The sequence below is a fragment of the Paenibacillus sp. FSL H7-0943 genome (assembly GCF_037963265.1).
GTDB lineage: Bacteria > Bacillota > Bacilli > Paenibacillales > Paenibacillaceae > Paenibacillus_AQ > Paenibacillus_AQ odorifer.
Genome location: NZ_CP150148.1, coordinates 6,405,127 through 6,420,415, shown reverse-complemented (window position 1 = coordinate 6,420,415; position 15,289 = coordinate 6,405,127). Strand labels below are relative to the sequence as shown.

Genomic DNA, 15,289 nt, shown 5'->3' with positions numbered 1-15,289 from the left:
AACCTGCAGGGCGGCCGACCTTAAAGGTTTAGCGTTTACCACATGGATGTGGAACTAACTTAATTTCAGGGAGGAAATATCAAATGATTATCAACCACAATATCGCTGCAATGAACACACACCGTCAGTTGGGTGTAAACACTGCTGCAACTAGCAAAAACATTGAAAAATTGTCTTCAGGTCTTCGTATTAACCGTGCAGGTGATGATGCAGCTGGTCTAGCAATCTCCGAAAAAATGCGTGGACAAATTCGTGGCTTGGATCAAGCTACTCGTAACGCTCAAGATGGTATCTCGTTGATTCAAACAGCTGAGGGTGCATTGAATGAAACTCACTCCATCCTGCAACGTATGCGTGAGTTAGCAGTACAATCTTCGAATGATACGAATACTGATGCCGATCGTACAGAGCTTCAAAAAGAAGTTACAGCTCTTACAGCTGAAATTGATCGCATTTCTACTACTACAGAATTCAATACTCAAAACTTGCTTGACGGTAAGTTTACAGGTAAACAAATTCATATCGGTGCGAACGCTGGACAAACCTTGTCAGTAAAAATCTCAACTATGGGATCTAAAGCTCTCGGAATTAGTGGTTTGAGCTTGTCTAAACAAACTTCAGCGAATAAAGCAATTACTGCAATTGCTAAGGCAATTTCACGTGTATCAGCACAACGCTCATCTTTGGGTGCGATTCAAAACCGCTTGGAACACACAATTAACAACTTGGGTACATCTTCTGAAAACTTATCGGCTGCTGAATCCCGTATTCGTGACGTTGATATGGCTAAAGAAATGATGAACCAAACTAAGAACTCTATCTTAGCTCAAGCAGCACAAGCAATGTTGGCTCAAGCCAACCAACAACCTCAAGGGGTTCTTCAACTTCTTAGATAATAGTTTGAGTTAAGATTATAATGAGGTAGATGGCGTAACCGCTATCTACCTTGTTTGCTAATGAGGAGAATGAAAAATGATCTATTATATTAATGGAGAAAAGTTCAACCAGAAGGAAAACCTCCAAGAAACTTATCAAGATTTGGTTTTATATCTAAATCAAATTTCATCAATCATTGTGAATAATGCGGGAGAACCTCTCGATGAATTGGATATAAAGGATCTTTTAAAGGGAAATAACAATCTAATTTTTGAAACAAAGTTGATTATAGATCATGAACAAGAAGTACTTTTAAACGTCTACCAGTTTTCAAAAGAACTTTTATTAACAATTGAGAACTTGAATTTGAAAAGCAATGAAGATATATTGTCAGCGTTTTCTGAGTTGTCTTCCACATTATTAGAGTTATCGAATGTGGATAGTTATTTTAATCTCAATAAGATTAATAAGGCGAGTATAGAATTAACTGTGAGACAAGCAGAAGAAAAAATAGTGGAAAATGATTACTCATCTGTTGTTGAGATTATCGAACTAATCTACTCAGAATGGATTGAGGATTTTATAGAGGAATTAGAAACCAGAAAGGGAATCATTCATTGAGCATGTATGAAATAATAAATGGAACAGCCGATGATGGAAGTCAGATATATATTTATAAATCAGATTGTGTAAATATTCCATTAAATTCTAAAATCTCTCCTAAGAGAGAAATAGCTAAACTTTTAAAAAAAGAAATATCAGAGAAAAATAAAATTACATTTGTAATAGGCATTGGAAATGGTGAGATTGTTGAAACGCTTCATTCAGTCTATCAAGATATTCCGAAGGTAATTATAATTGAGCCCTTTCAAGAAGTTAAATTGAACAATGTCACATTAAATGAAATAAAAAAAAGTAAAAATATTGAATTTTATTATTTGAAAGATTTACTGCCAATAATGATAACTTCTATTTTAGAACAATTTAGAGGACTTTCTTCGCAAATAATTATTCATCCTAAGTATGACCAAACTGATTCGGTACTTATAAATGATACTCTAAAACTAATAGAAAAAAGCTTGAGCTTGTATGTAATCAATAATAATACAGTGAATTTTTTTAAAAAAAATTGGATCATAGAGCCTATACTAAACTTAGTATACACCTATGAAATGGATCCTATAGATAAGTTGTTGGGCGAGTTTCGAGGAAAAGGAGCTATATTAGTCGCTTCTGGCCCTTCTTTAACGGATAATATAGATTTTATCAAAAAAGCAAAAGATCATATGTATGTTTTTTGTGTAGGATCTGCTTTAAGGGCGTTGATGAAATATGATATTCATCCTGATTTTGTTGTTTCTATTGACGCTAGTTTAACAAATTATGAAGCTCACTTCAAAGGACTAGAGTATAAAGGTATTGCAATATTTGATACTATGACACATCATTTGATTGTGGAAAACCATCAGGGTCCTGCTCTGAAAATGTTAAGTGAGATGGATGGTATTACGGGAAGTTTATTTCCTGAAATGACTCGATTTATATCTGTTGCTTCGGTCGCTATCTCTACCTTAAACCTAACACATCAACTTGGATTTGAAGAAGTCTATTTAATTGGACAGGATTTATCCTTTATTGATAAGAAATACTATGCCGAAGGTATAACAATACATGAAGGAGTTAGGATAGAAGAGGAATTATGGGTAGATAGTAATGATGGGCGAAAGGTTTTAACTTCTGAAACACTATACGCACAGATAGATTCATTCAATCAATTAACGAATCTTATAAAGGATCATATCAAAATTTATAATGTTTCGGCAAAAGGTGCAAAGATTAACCACGTTCCATATATCCCTTCTGAAAAAATTAATTACCAGAGGTTTGAAAAAAATGTTTCTTTTAATGTTAATGAAAACATAACGAAAGTCATTGGGAAAGAAAAAGCAATTGATGTAATAAAAAATCTATATCAAATTCTTGATGTGGTAAAAGTAGAAGAAAGAAAAATGAAAAAAATACGTGAAAATATAGTTAATATTTCCGATATAAGAACGTTGTTGAAAAGCGTGAAGAAGTTAAGAAAAGAGCCCCTCGTTGAAGGTTCTTTATTAAATCAGCTGATAGACGATGTTCAAAGAATAAGTAATCATTTTGAATACAATTATAATGAGACACAGACTACAAATGATCAAAGAAAAGAAATGAGAGATAGTATTCACGTGTTATTTATAAAACTAAAGAAATATTTAGAACTATTATTAAACGATGATGAGATTCAAAAGTTTTATTCTAAAGGGTGAATGTAAATGAAGAATAAGGTATTAATAACAGGAGCGGACGGATTCATCGGCTCACATTTAGTAGAAGAACTTATACGCCAGGGATATGATGTACGAGCTTTCGTCTATTATAACTCATTCAACTCGTGGGGATGGCTTGACTCGTTATCAGGTGAGGTTAAGAGAGAGTTAGATGTATTTTCAGGTGATATTCGTGATCCACATGGAGTAAAAGAAGCTATGAAGGGGTGCAATATGGTTTTGCATCTGGCCTCGTTAATTGCAATTCCTTATTCCTACCATTCTCCAGATACGTATGTAGATACAAATATAAAAGGAACATTAAATATACTTCAAGCAGCACGAGAGCTTGGCGTTTCTAAAGTAATTCATACGTCAACTAGTGAAGTATATGGAACTGCTCAATATGTACCTATTAATGAAGAACATCCTTTACAGGGACAATCACCGTATTCTGCATCGAAAATTGGTGCAGATCAAATGGCATTATCTTTTTATCGTTCGTTTGAAACGCCAGTAGCAATTATCAGACCGTTTAATACGTATGGGCCACGTCAATCTGCACGTGCTGTTATTCCGACGATTATCACACAGATTGCATCGGGTAAGGAGAAGATCAAACTGGGTGCTTTAAGTCCGACGAGAGATTTTAATTATGTTAAAGATACTGTCAGTGGGTTTATTTCAATTATGAATAGTGAAAAAGCACTTGGTGAAGTGATTAATATAGGTAGTAATTATGAAATTTCAATAGGAGACACAGTTAAGACTATTGCTGATGTAATGGACAAAAAACTTGAAATTGAAACAGATGAAGTTCGCTTTCGTCCTGAAAAAAGTGAGGTGGAACGATTGTGGGCAGATAATCAAAAAGCGAAAGAATTGCTCGGCTGGGAACCATCATACGGTGGAATAGAAGGATTTAAACGTGGATTAAAAGAGACAGTTGATTGGTTTACAGATCCCGCGAATTTATCAAAATATAAGGCAGATGCATATAACATATGAACAAGCAGTGGCAGGAAATAATTCAGGGCATAAAAGAAATTTATGGTAATAAAGACTTTATTCCCTTACATGAGCCTACCTTCAGTGACAAAGAAGTTGAGTATGCAACGGACTGTATTCGAACGGGGTGGGTCTCATCTGTTGGTAAATATGTCGATGAGTTTGAGAAGAGGCTTGTAGAATATACAGGTGTGAAGCGAGCTATTGCTGTTGTTAATGGTACTGCTGCTTTGCATATTGCGTTAAAAATTGCTGGTGTGCAGGCGAATGATGAGGTTTTTATGCCGGCGCTTACATTTATAGCAACAGCAAACGCGGTTTCTTACTTACAGGCAGTTCCTCATTTTATTGATGTTTCTGAAGAAACATTAGGCATTGATCCCAAAAAACTTGAAGAATATATTCGAGAGATTGGTGAGATACACAATAATCAGCTCATTAATAAAATGACGGGCCGTGTAATACGGGCTATAGTTCCCATGCATACATTTGGTCATCCTGTAGATATTGATCCGTTAATTGATGTTTGTAAACGGTATAATCTTGTTCTTGTCGAAGATGCAGCGGAATCACTGGGTTCTTATTATAAGGGAAAGCACACTGGGGGATTTGGCCTTGTAGGCGCGCTCAGTTTTAATGGTAACAAAATCATGACCACTGGTGGCGGTGGGGCGATATTAACGAATGACGAACAACTTGCAGATTATGCAAAACATATTACTACAACTGCCAAAATACCGCATCGTTGGGAATACCGTCATGATGAGATAGGGTATAATTACCGAATGCCCAATATTAATGCGGCTCTAGGATGTGCCCAAATTGAAAAGATGGATGTATTTCTTGCAAAAAAAAGAGTGTTAACTCAAAGTTATAAAAAGTTGTTTGAGCAAATAGATGGAGTAGAATTATTTGTAGAACCTGCATTTGGTACGAGTAATTACTGGCTTCAAACCATTATCCTTGATTCGGAGCAACACAGTCGTGATGACGTGCTAGATTTATTGAATAAGGATGGAGCAATGGCAAGGCCAATTTGGACGCCAATGAATGAGTTAACTCCTTATATGCATTGTCCAAAAGGTGATTTGACAGTGACAAATGAGCTGAATAAAAGAGTTATTAACATTCCATCGACTCCTCTTTGAAAGGGGTAATCAATCATGAATAAACGTAAAATTTGTGTTGTCACTGGAACACGATCTGAATATGGGTTGTTGTATTGGTTGATGAAAGAAATCCATTCTAATGCTGAATTGGAACTACAATTAGTTGTTACTGGGATGCATTTATCTCCTGAATTTGGCCTAACTTATAAGCAAATTGAGGAAGATGGATTTACAATTGATAAAAAAGTAGAGATACTCTTGTCATCAGATACCTCTGTAGGTGTAGTTAAATCAATTGGAATTGCAACAATAGGATTTGCGGATGTACTTGATCAATTAAAGCCTGATTTAATTGTTATCTTAGGAGATCGATTTGAAATGTTGGCTGTGTCACAGGCTGCACTAATCATCGGTATCCCGATTGCACATTTACATGGTGGAGAGTTAACCTTTGGCGCATTTGATGACTCTATTCGTCACTCTATTACGAAGTTGGCCACGTGGCATTTCACTAGTACCGAAGAACATAAACAACGAGTAATTCAACTTGGTGAATCACCAGATCGAGTGTGGAATGTTGGTGCGTTAGGAATTGAAAATATTTTGAAAGTGCCACTTTTATCAAAAGATGAGCTATACAATCAGTTAAGTCTTGATAAAAACAAGTCACTTTTGCTTATTACATATCATCCTGAAACACATGGAGATAGGGATGGAATTCATCCGTTATTAAGGGCTTTAAGTGAATATACAAATGTGAACTTGCTCTTTACAAAAGCGAATGCCGATAATGGTGGACGTTATATTAACGAAGAGATCGAAAAGTATACTAAACAAAATGAGACTGCCTTCTTGTTTGATTCGCTAGGGCAATTGCGGTACTTGAGTGCAGTTAAACATGCTGAATCTGTTATTGGTAATTCATCCAGTGGGCTTATTGAAGTCCCCTATCTACAAACGCCTACTGTAAATTGTGGTAATAGACAGGCGGGGAGACATAGACCGTCATCGGTTTTTGATGTTGAGTTAGACGAAGAATCTATTAAAAATGGCATTGAACAAGCTCTGCAATATGCTGGGCCGTATGAACAGCTCTTTGGTGATGGAAATGCTTCTCGCAAAATAGTGGAAATTCTTAAAGATATACCTTCCTATTTGATTCAGAAGGAGTTTTATGACTTATGAACAATCAAGTATATATAATCGCCGAAGCTGGTGTAAATCATAATGGTTCTCTTGATCTTGCTTTTAGACTAGTTGACGCAGCAGTGCTAGCTGGAGTAGATGCGGTAAAATTTCAAACCTATAAGACAGAAAATCTTGTCACCAAAAATGCAAAACAGGCAGAGTATCAAGTGGAGAACATTGGAGAAGAGACCTCACAATTTGCAATGTTAAAGAATCTAGAACTTTCGTATGAAGAGTTTTTCCAAATTAAGGCTTATTGCGATGAGAAAAAAATTGAATTTTTATCTACACCCTTTGATCGTGAAAGTATCGATTTTTTAGTAGATGAACTCGCGATTCGTACTGTGAAAATTTCGTCTGGTGAATTAACAAACACACCGTTCGTTCATTATATTGCTACAAAACGTAAACCAATAATTTTATCAACAGGTATGGCAACTATTGAGGATATACATGAATCTTTGTCCTTTATTGCCTACGGTCTGGCGTATCCAACAGATGAAGTGAAAATAGAAGCTGTGCAAAAGTTTTACCCCTCCTCTGAGGCAAAGAAGTGGTTGAAGGATTATGTAACGGTATTGCACTGTACAACTGAATATCCAACTCCATACGGAGATATTAATTTGCAGGCGATTGATCATTTAACAAGAGAGACTCAATTAGATGTGGGGTTATCTGATCATTCAGAGGGGATATACGTGCCTGTAGCTGCGGTTGCCCGTGGTGCTCAGGTTATTGAAAAACATTTTACAACAAGTAGGCTGTTGCCCGGTCCAGACCACCTCGCATCCTTAGAGCCAGATGAATTACAAGAGATGGTGAAGGCAATCCGCATTATTGAACTCTCATTAGGAGATGGAAATAAAAAGCCAACTATCAAAGAGCAGACAAATCAAATCGCTGCTCGTAAAAGCTTAGTAGCTGCGAAGTCAATTATGATTGGAGATACTATTACTAAAGAAAATTTAACTGTCAAAAGACCGGGAAGTGGTATGGCTCCTTCGCAATATTGGTCACTAATCGGTAAAAAGGCATCGAAAAGCTATAGTGAAGATGAGCTAATTGATGAGTAAGCCTGTCATCCTTATTGGAAACGGTGGCCACGCAGCGGTTATAACTGATATTCTGTTACAGCAAAAACGTTCAATTATGGGTTTCACAGCACCGGAAAAACAAGAGAATCGTTTTGGACTTTCATATCTTGGCACAGATAAAGTCATTGACTCATACAATATTTCTGATATTGAACTTGTACTTTGTTTAGGTTCTATTGGAGTACCTTATATTAGAGCGGATATATTTCAGCAATTTAAAACAAAGGGTTATACATTTTCCTCAGTCATTCATCGAAATGCAATTATTTCTCCTTACTCAAAATTAGGTGAGGGTGTGCAAATTATGGCGAGTGCTGTTATTGAATCTTTTGCAAGTGTTGCCGATAATACTATTATAAACACATCTTCAAGTATCAACCACGACTGCTCAGTTGGAAGTAGTTCTCACATTGCGCCGGGAGTTACACTTTCTGGAAACGTGATAGTCGGTGATTTAACACATATTGGAGCAGGATCGACAATTATTCAAAACGTTCAGATTGGAAGTCAAGTAATAATTGGAGCAGGATCGCTAGTTTTGCAGACGATAAGGGATAGAAGCAAGGCATACGGAACTCCCGCTAAGGAAGTGTAGAATAATGACAAAGTGGAGAAAAATTTTGATAAGCCCTCAAGTAACGATTTTGCAAACTATGAAATTAATTGATGATTCTGCATTACAATTCGCAATAGTCGTAGATGAAAACAGGTGTATACTTGGGACCGTTACAGATGGCGACATTCGCCGAGGACTCTTAAAGGGTTTATCTTTAGATACTTCAATTCAAAAAGTCATGAATGAAACTCCTATATACGAAAACGCTGGAAAGAAGCAGTTTTATTATAAAGAAGTAATGAAAAAGCTGAAATTAAAGCAACTGCCGATTGTAAATCAAGAAAAGCAGATTCTTGATGTTATTTTTGTGGATAATATAGTAGAAACGTCGCAAAAAGAAAATACCGTTATATTAATGGCTGGCGGTCTTGGGACGAGACTTCGTCCTTTGACGGATCATGTGCCGAAACCTATGTTGAAAGTTGGAGACAAACCTATTTTAGAAACAATTATTGAAAGTTTTAAAGGTTTTGGATTTACTAATTTCATTTTGTCGGTAAATTATAAGAAGGAAATAATTAAAGATTATTTTCAAGATGGATCTCATCTCGATGTAAATATATCATATATAGAAGAAACAAAGAGGCTCGGTACAGCAGGTGCATTGTCACTTATAGTGGAGAAGCCCGACCATCCTTTTTTTGTGATGAATGGAGATCTTTTGACTAAAGTTAACTATGAGCAACTACTCAATTTTCATAGCGAAACCAATTCTGTTGCGACAATGTGTGTAAGGGAGTATGAGTATCAGATACCATATGGTGTTTTAGAGATGGAGAATCACCGCTTGTTATCGATTGAAGAAAAACCGATTCATAAAAGTTTTGTTAATGCAGGTATTTATGTGTTAAGTCCTGAGGTTTTAAGTGAGATTCCTCAAAATGAATTTTATGATATGCCAGATCTTTTTAAGAAATTGATGAATGAACAAATAGACGCGTCAGCTTTTCCCTTGAGAGAGTATTGGCTTGATATAGGACGATTGGATGATTATGAAAAGGCTAACTATGAATTTTATGGAGGCTTAGTATGATAAAAAATAAAAAAATACTAGCCATTATCCCCGCACGCGGTGGCTCAAAAGGGCTTCCAAGAAAAAATATTCGTGAATTAGCAGGGAAACCTTTGATTGCATGGACGATAGAGGCTGGGCGAAAATCTAAATATATAGATAGGTTAATTGTATCAACAGAAGACTCCGAAATAATCGAAGTAGCAAAGGAATATGGAGCTGAGATCCCTTTTGTTCGCCCGAAGCATCTTGCAGAGGATGAATCCTTAGGATTGGATCCGGTGTTTCATGCATTGGGAGAGTTGCCTGGCTATGATATTGTAGTTCTACTACAACCGACATCACCATTGCGCTTAACTGAGGATATTGATGCTTGTATTGAACAACTAATAGTTTCAGGGGGACCTGCATGCGTCAGTATGACAGAGACAGAAATATTACCCTATTGGATGTATACTTTGCAAGATAGTGGATTAATGAAACCTATTATTACAAAAAAAGAAATCGGGATTAGGCGGCAAGATTTACCACCTGTTTATATTTTGAATGGTGCAGTTTATGTTGCAGAGATAGAATGGTTGTTTAGAGCAAAGTCATTTATAACAGAAGAAACTTCAGCATTTATTATGCCTAATAGCAGATCTTATGATATTGATACCGAAGAAGACTTCTTGTTGTGTGAGTGGAAGATGAACAAGGATTAGGTATATTGTTTTTTTTGAGAGCATTATGTTTAAGAATAATATATATCTAATCACCTTTTAAGGCTTCTCTACGGAGAGGCTTGTTTTGTTTTGCTTGTTTAGTTTGAAAAATAAGCTCGCGTAAAAAACTAATAAACTTAACAATGAAACTAATATTCAGACTAGGGTCTCGGAGGCTATAAGCATTTGAAGCATAATCGAGAGAAACTTATATTTCTATATTCTCAAGGATAAGTCCTAAAGTATCCCAGAAATCAACCGATATATAGAGTATAATATGAGCGCTGTTGGAGGTCGGGGTATATGAATGTACAGTTTTCTTTATCTGCCAGTTCTATGTCTTTCGGACAAAGCAGAAATGAGGTAACATCTGGAGCTTTACCGGAGAAGGTTCAAAGTAATACGGTTACTATTCGCGATGCTAAAGATATCAGTCTGAAAGAAAAGCAAGGGGAGAATATAACCGTTGCTGAGGAACAGCTTATTCGTACGATTGAGCGAGCAGTGAAATCTCTACAGGGTCCCCAAACCGCACTAGCAATCAGCATCCACGAGAAAACGCATGATATTATTGTAAAAGTGCTTAATAAGGAAACCGGAGAACTTATTCGTGAAGTACCACCAGAGAAGACTCTGGATTTAGTAGCTAAAATGATGGAAATTGCAGGTATTCTTGTAGACGAAAAAATATAATGTAGGGGGTACTAATTTGGTTACAAGAATTAATGGGTTTTCAGGGATGGACATAGATAGTATGGTCAAGAGTATGATGGCCGTCAAGCGTGTCCCACTGGACAAACTATACCAACAAAAAGAAATTTTGAATTGGACCAGAGATAGCTACCGTGAAATCAGTAGTAAACTATATGACTTTCGAATTAATAAGTTATCGGATAAATATAATTTATCATCTGCATTAAACTCAAATAAAGCTGTTGTTACTGGTAATACCAGTGCAGTCAAAGCCGAGTCGACATCCACCGCTAACGGAATAGATATGGATGTCACAGTAAAGCAGTTAGCAACCAGTACTACGTTAGAGACAAATGGAGTTGGGCTAAATAAAACTGGGAAAACAACACTGGCAGAACTTGTAACAGGTAAAGCTTTTAACGATCTTACTGATGCAGAAAAGGAAAAAGATTATACTCTAAATATTAACGGCGTTAGCTTCAGTAGCGTGAATGATGCAACGAAATCTTTATTTACTGGAGCTACGTCTATTTCTACTTTAGTATCAACAATTAATGCTGACAGTAAAGCCGGTGTTATCGCAAGTTTTGATGAGATCACAGGGAAATTGATTATTCGATCTAAGACAAGTGGTGCTCCGAGTAATGATCCGACAAGTATGGATGGGAAAATAGTATTAGGAGCAGATAACACCATACTTAGTAATGTTTTTAATGGTATAAAGCAATATACCAATCAAGATGGAAGTTTGTCGGACACAAAACCTGGATTAGACGCTGTTATCAGCATAAATGGTTCTAGCGACATAAAACAAAAGAGTAATACGTTCACTATAAATGGAGTACAACTTACATTGCTTGCTGAAACTGGTGGGAACGGAACAACCAAGATCAGTAATCAATCTGATCCAGATAATGCTATCAAAAATATAAAAAGTTTTATTGAAGATTATAACAGTCTACTTGAATTGTTTAACAAGAAAGTGAATGAAGCTAAATATAGTGATTTCACTCCTCTTACTGATGAGCAAAAGAAGGAAATGAAAGAAAGTGAAATTCTAACTTGGACTCAGAAGGCTCAGAGCGGGCTTCTTAAAAATGATGACATCTTAAGATCAACCATATCGTCCATGCGTATGGTTATCTCTGAAAAAATGGGTAAACTAAGTGAGTTGGGCATTACAACGGGGAATTATTCTGAGGGCGGAAAATTAATAATTAATGAAGCGAAACTCAAATTAGCGATTAGTAATAATCCTCAAAGTGTAATAGATTTATTCCAAGGTTCTGCTAGTGAACCAAATGAGGGGCTTTTTGATAAATTGGGAGATACATTGGCTAAACCATTGGAAAGTATCTCTATACGTGCAGGTACTAACAAGTATACTGCTGACGTCACTAGTACATTTAAAGAAGAGAGTGTTATGGGTAAAAAGCTCAAAGATTACAATACTCGAATAAACAACATGCTTACAATATTAACAAATGCTGAGACTCGTTATTATAAACAGTTTTCAGCGATGGAGACAGCTATGAATAAGCTAACGACACAATCTTCCAGTCTGTTATCCAGTTAATATAATTATTATAAAGAGGGTGAGTTTTTTGATTAGATCTCCTTATGAGACATACCGCAAGTCTTCAGTCCAAACCTCAACCCCTGCGCAGTTGGTGATCATGCTGTACGACGGAGCGATCCGTTTTGTGAGAACAGCAATTGATGGACTTACAAAAAAAGACTTTGAGAAAACAAATCTTAATTTTGGGAAGGCCCAGACAATTATGAGTGAACTAATGTCTACATTAGATCATTCTTATGAAGTTTCTAAGAATTTGTTCTCACTTTATGAATATACTAATCATCTTTTAATTGAAGCCAATATTCGCAAAAGCCCAGAAAAGGCAGAAGAGGCTATTGGCTACTTAACCGAGCTTCGGGAAACTTGGCTACAGGCATCCAAAATCGCTGCAGGTCAGGGACAGGCTGAAAGTGCTCATGGATGAATTAATCCGGAGTTTGGATCAACTCACCCGGGAGATCGAAGAAAGTCTTCAAGAGACCACCTATGAGGAGTTGGAGGCTTTTGTGGACGAGCGCCAGAAACTTGTCGATTCAATTGCAGAAGAAGCCAAAATTTGTCGAGCAACGCCTGCACAAAAGCAAGAAATTAATCTAATTTTGGAACATGATAATATGATCTTAGATAGAATGAATGCTCTTCGCTTCGAAGCTCAAGACTGGCTGCAGAAGCGGAATCAGGCCAAAACACAACGCAACGCCTATGAGGCCGCCTACACCCCAGACAGTTTTCTTATGGATCGCAAAAAATAGTTTTATCAGTGTTTCACTATAGGAGTAGACGGGTATTAAATACCGTCTGCTCCTTTTTTTGATCATTGTACCGAATCTATTTCTTGTTTATGGAAAATTTAATAGTTTATTTTACGTGGTAAATTATTGAATGTAAACATTTTCTTTTCCAATTGACAATAAAGAAGTTACGGTGGTATAGTCGAATTGTGAGCAAGACTCACGTTCATCTGATGACGAAGGGAATGTTTAATCAATGGAAGGTAAAGTAAAATGGTTTAACGCAGAAAAAGGTTATGGTTTTATCGAGACTGCAGACGGTGGCGACGTATTCGTACACTTTTCCGCGATTCAAACTGATGGTTTCAAGACATTGGATGAAGGTCAATCCGTAGAATTCGATATCGTTGAAGGTGCACGTGGACCACAAGCAGCTAACGTAATCAAATTATAATCATCCGGCGAAGCCGAACTACATATAAGTAGATGGTTAGCAATTTAGACAGCGCTAGCAGGGATCTTGGAATCTTCCAAGATCCTTTTTTTGTGCGTTCATATGTGTCTAGTATAGCCAATCCTAGTAGAGAAAATAGCCTATTTTGTAAATTCATTTTATGGAAAATGTTAGAACTCTGCAAAAGGTGGGTAATAGATATACGTTGAGCTGTTTATCTTACCTCGACACACACTATGTTAGCCTAGGTTACTACATTCACGAAGAAATTCAATATAGCCTAAGCTATCAAAACAATTAGGAGGGTGATTAGCAGGATGAAGAAGATGTGGCGCGGTCTTATGACCGGAATATTAGGTACTAGTATGTTATTGGGGTCTCTCGGCAGCGTATCTGCTGCAACTGTACCTAAGGATATTCAAGGCCACTGGGCACAAGGTCAGCTGCAGGAATGGCTAGATAGAGGTTACCTTGGAGGCTACCCAGATGGAACGGTGAAACCAAACAAAGCAATTACGCGTGGTGAGTATGTGACTATGGTAAATCGCCTGTTAGGTTTTACAACTAAAGCAACAGTAACTTTCAAAGACATGAAGAGCACAAACTGGAATTACAGTGAAGTGGCTAAAGCTGTGGAAGCTGGATATATCGGAGGATACGAGGATAATACGTTCCGTCCTAATAATCCGCTTACAAGAGAAGAAGCAGCTGTAATTACTGCAAAATTACTTAAATTGAGCACCAATACAACTTCGAACAAATTTAAAGACAATGCACAAATTGCAGCATGGGCAAAAGGTGCTGTAGCAGCCGCAGTGGAAAAGAAGATTGTTAACGGTTATCCAGATGGAACCTTTGGTCCTAAGAGATCGTTAACACGTGCCGAGGCTGTAGGTATTATCAATACTTCAGCTATCTATTATCCTGGTAGTGGCACAAGTGGTGGTGTAACACCTACACCAACTCCAACGGCTACTCCGACACCAACAGCTACACCAACCCCAACTGCTGCTCCAGGTGGCAGTACTGGCGGAGGTTCTGGTGGTGGTAACGGTGGCGGCGAAAGTAGCACAGCGCCAACAGTAAGTGGGGCAACCTACGGTAATGTTGGTTCGGTCACAGCGGATGTATACCTGACACCTTCCGTAACTGGTGCAGTATACTATGTTGTAGCTCCTTACAATGCTGATGTAACTGCTCCAACTGCATTGCAGGTGGAAAAAGGACAAACTAGTAACGGGACTGCAAGTGGTATCCATGGTAGTGTTGCGACTGTAGCTAAAACAACGGTTACATTCTCTGTTTACGGATTGAATCCTGGTACAGAATATGCAACATATATCACGCTGGCGGATGCAGCTGGTAACTTGTCTACTGTAACGACAGTTCGGTTGACTACTGCTCAAGCTACTGCTAGCTCGATTTCGCTTTTTGAGCCGGGACAAGTTAGTACAGTTACAGCAGATGTATATGTTAAATATGGTGTGACAGGTGGCACTACAACCCCAGTTAGATATGTAGTATTGCCAGCAAATGATAAGGCACCTACTGCAGCGCAGATTGCTTTAGGTCAAAATGGTAGCGGTAGTGCATTGGCTGCTCCATGGACTAACACGCTTACGTTTGCTCCTGGTGTAAAGCATACACAGACTTTAACTGGTTTAGCAGCAAATACTGCCTATAAGGTATATGTTATTGCAGGATCGGGTTCTCAATGGTCTCCTGTAGAAATCATTCAAATTCATACCAAATAGCCTGACCTTATGTGATTTCATTCGGAGAATATAAGAGTGGAATCCGTACTATAATAACGACAGGTTTACTTTTGGTCCGGTAGGGCGATTGGTTGCTCTCACCGGACTTGTTTTATTTGTGAACGCTATGACAACATTTGTTATCTAAATGTAAGGGCTGTAAGGAAT

16 protein-coding genes are annotated in these 15,289 nt (G+C 37.4%); all 16 read left to right on the top strand.

Features of this window, described 5'->3' with window-relative positions:
- Positions 1-83 precede the first annotated feature (83 nt).
- The 16 genes from hag to NSQ55_RS28080 all read left to right on the top strand — a co-directional run bounded on the left by hag (position 84) and on the right by NSQ55_RS28080 (position 15,121).
- On the top strand, positions 84-896 hold the full coding sequence (hag, locus tag NSQ55_RS28155; RefSeq protein ID WP_076123896.1) for a flagellin Hag: 813 nt from the start codon (positions 84-86) through the stop codon (positions 894-896).
- A gap of 76 nt (positions 897-972) precedes the next feature.
- Positions 973-1,497 carry a hypothetical protein gene (locus NSQ55_RS28150; RefSeq protein WP_076123894.1) on the top strand — a complete coding sequence of 175 codons (525 nt, stop codon included), beginning with the start codon at positions 973-975 and terminating at the stop codon, positions 1,495-1,497.
- A 2-nt stretch (positions 1,498-1,499) separates the two neighbouring features.
- The gene (locus NSQ55_RS28145) at positions 1,500-3,179 is read left to right on the top strand and encodes a 6-hydroxymethylpterin diphosphokinase MptE-like protein (protein WP_254856997.1); all 1,680 of its coding nucleotides are present in this window, start codon (positions 1,500-1,502) and stop codon (positions 3,177-3,179) included.
- A 6-nt stretch (positions 3,180-3,185) separates the two neighbouring features.
- On the top strand, positions 3,186-4,187 hold the full coding sequence (locus tag NSQ55_RS28140) for an NAD-dependent 4,6-dehydratase LegB (RefSeq protein WP_076123890.1): 1,002 nt from the start codon (positions 3,186-3,188) through the stop codon (positions 4,185-4,187).
- Complete coding sequence (locus tag NSQ55_RS28135; protein WP_076123888.1) at positions 4,184-5,335, top strand: LegC family aminotransferase; 1,152 nt, start codon at positions 4,184-4,186, stop codon at positions 5,333-5,335. The genes NSQ55_RS28140 and NSQ55_RS28135 overlap by 4 nt, the downstream gene beginning before the upstream one ends.
- 15 nt (positions 5,336-5,350) lie before the next feature.
- Positions 5,351-6,481, top strand: a complete 1,131-nt coding sequence (neuC, locus tag NSQ55_RS28130) for a UDP-N-acetylglucosamine 2-epimerase (RefSeq protein WP_076123886.1) — start codon at positions 5,351-5,353, stop codon at positions 6,479-6,481.
- A complete protein-coding gene (gene neuB / locus NSQ55_RS28125; protein WP_076123884.1) occupies positions 6,478-7,557 on the top strand; it encodes an N-acetylneuraminate synthase in 1,080 nt (359 codons plus the stop codon). Before neuC ends, neuB begins: the two co-directional genes overlap by 4 nt.
- A complete protein-coding gene (locus NSQ55_RS28120) occupies positions 7,550-8,173 on the top strand; it encodes an acetyltransferase (RefSeq protein ID WP_076182097.1) in 624 nt (207 codons plus the stop codon). Before neuB ends, NSQ55_RS28120 begins: the two co-directional genes overlap by 8 nt.
- Before the next feature lie 4 nt (positions 8,174-8,177).
- Positions 8,178-9,227, top strand: a complete 1,050-nt coding sequence (locus NSQ55_RS28115) for a nucleotidyltransferase family protein (protein ID WP_076123880.1) — start codon at positions 8,178-8,180, stop codon at positions 9,225-9,227.
- Positions 9,224-9,910, top strand: a complete 687-nt coding sequence (locus NSQ55_RS28110) for an acylneuraminate cytidylyltransferase family protein (RefSeq protein WP_076182099.1) — start codon at positions 9,224-9,226, stop codon at positions 9,908-9,910. Before NSQ55_RS28115 ends, NSQ55_RS28110 begins: the two co-directional genes overlap by 4 nt.
- Before the next feature lie 303 nt (positions 9,911-10,213).
- Entirely contained in the window at positions 10,214-10,603 is a 390-nt protein-coding gene (locus NSQ55_RS28105; protein ID WP_076123876.1) for a flagellar protein FlaG, read from the top strand.
- Between the two features lie 16 nt (positions 10,604-10,619).
- Positions 10,620-12,179: a flagellar filament capping protein FliD gene (gene fliD, locus NSQ55_RS28100; RefSeq protein ID WP_339170183.1), complete on the top strand. Its 1,560-nt coding sequence runs from the start codon at positions 10,620-10,622 to the stop codon at positions 12,177-12,179.
- Positions 12,180-12,207: 28 nt separating this feature from the next.
- Complete coding sequence (gene fliS, locus NSQ55_RS28095; RefSeq protein ID WP_076182102.1) at positions 12,208-12,606, top strand: flagellar export chaperone FliS; 399 nt, start codon at positions 12,208-12,210, stop codon at positions 12,604-12,606.
- The gene (locus NSQ55_RS28090; protein ID WP_076182105.1) at positions 12,599-12,934 is read left to right on the top strand and encodes a flagellar protein FliT; all 336 of its coding nucleotides are present in this window, start codon (positions 12,599-12,601) and stop codon (positions 12,932-12,934) included. Before fliS ends, NSQ55_RS28090 begins: the two co-directional genes overlap by 8 nt.
- Before the next feature lie 235 nt (positions 12,935-13,169).
- A complete protein-coding gene (locus tag NSQ55_RS28085) occupies positions 13,170-13,367 on the top strand; it encodes a cold shock domain-containing protein (protein ID WP_019915069.1) in 198 nt (65 codons plus the stop codon).
- 317 nt (positions 13,368-13,684) lie between these two features.
- Positions 13,685-15,121, top strand: coding sequence for an S-layer homology domain-containing protein (locus NSQ55_RS28080; RefSeq protein ID WP_076182107.1), 1,437 nt, complete (start codon positions 13,685-13,687; stop codon positions 15,119-15,121).
- The last annotated feature ends 168 nt before the right edge of the window (positions 15,122-15,289 follow it).

Coding starts and splice junctions, on each gene's coding strand:
- NSQ55_RS28110 (WP_076182099.1), top strand. CDS start 9,224: ATGATAAAAAATAAAAAAATACTAGCCATTATCCCCGCACGCGGTGGC.
- NSQ55_RS28145 (WP_254856997.1), top strand. CDS start 1,500: ATGTATGAAATAATAAATGGAACAGCCGATGATGGAAGTCAGATATAT.
- hag (WP_076123896.1), top strand. CDS start 84: ATGATTATCAACCACAATATCGCTGCAATGAACACACACCGTCAGTTG.
- NSQ55_RS28080 (WP_076182107.1), top strand. CDS start 13,685: ATGAAGAAGATGTGGCGCGGTCTTATGACCGGAATATTAGGTACTAGT.
- NSQ55_RS28135 (WP_076123888.1), top strand. CDS start 4,184: ATGAACAAGCAGTGGCAGGAAATAATTCAGGGCATAAAAGAAATTTAT.
- NSQ55_RS28140 (WP_076123890.1), top strand. CDS start 3,186: ATGAAGAATAAGGTATTAATAACAGGAGCGGACGGATTCATCGGCTCA.
- NSQ55_RS28105 (WP_076123876.1), top strand. CDS start 10,214: ATGAATGTACAGTTTTCTTTATCTGCCAGTTCTATGTCTTTCGGACAA.
- NSQ55_RS28085 (WP_019915069.1), top strand. CDS start 13,170: ATGGAAGGTAAAGTAAAATGGTTTAACGCAGAAAAAGGTTATGGTTTT.
- neuB (WP_076123884.1), top strand. CDS start 6,478: ATGAACAATCAAGTATATATAATCGCCGAAGCTGGTGTAAATCATAAT.
- NSQ55_RS28115 (WP_076123880.1), top strand. CDS start 8,178: ATGACAAAGTGGAGAAAAATTTTGATAAGCCCTCAAGTAACGATTTTG.
- NSQ55_RS28120 (WP_076182097.1), top strand. CDS start 7,550: ATGAGTAAGCCTGTCATCCTTATTGGAAACGGTGGCCACGCAGCGGTT.
- NSQ55_RS28150 (WP_076123894.1), top strand. CDS start 973: ATGATCTATTATATTAATGGAGAAAAGTTCAACCAGAAGGAAAACCTC.
- NSQ55_RS28090 (WP_076182105.1), top strand. CDS start 12,599: ATGGATGAATTAATCCGGAGTTTGGATCAACTCACCCGGGAGATCGAA.
- neuC (WP_076123886.1), top strand. CDS start 5,351: ATGAATAAACGTAAAATTTGTGTTGTCACTGGAACACGATCTGAATAT.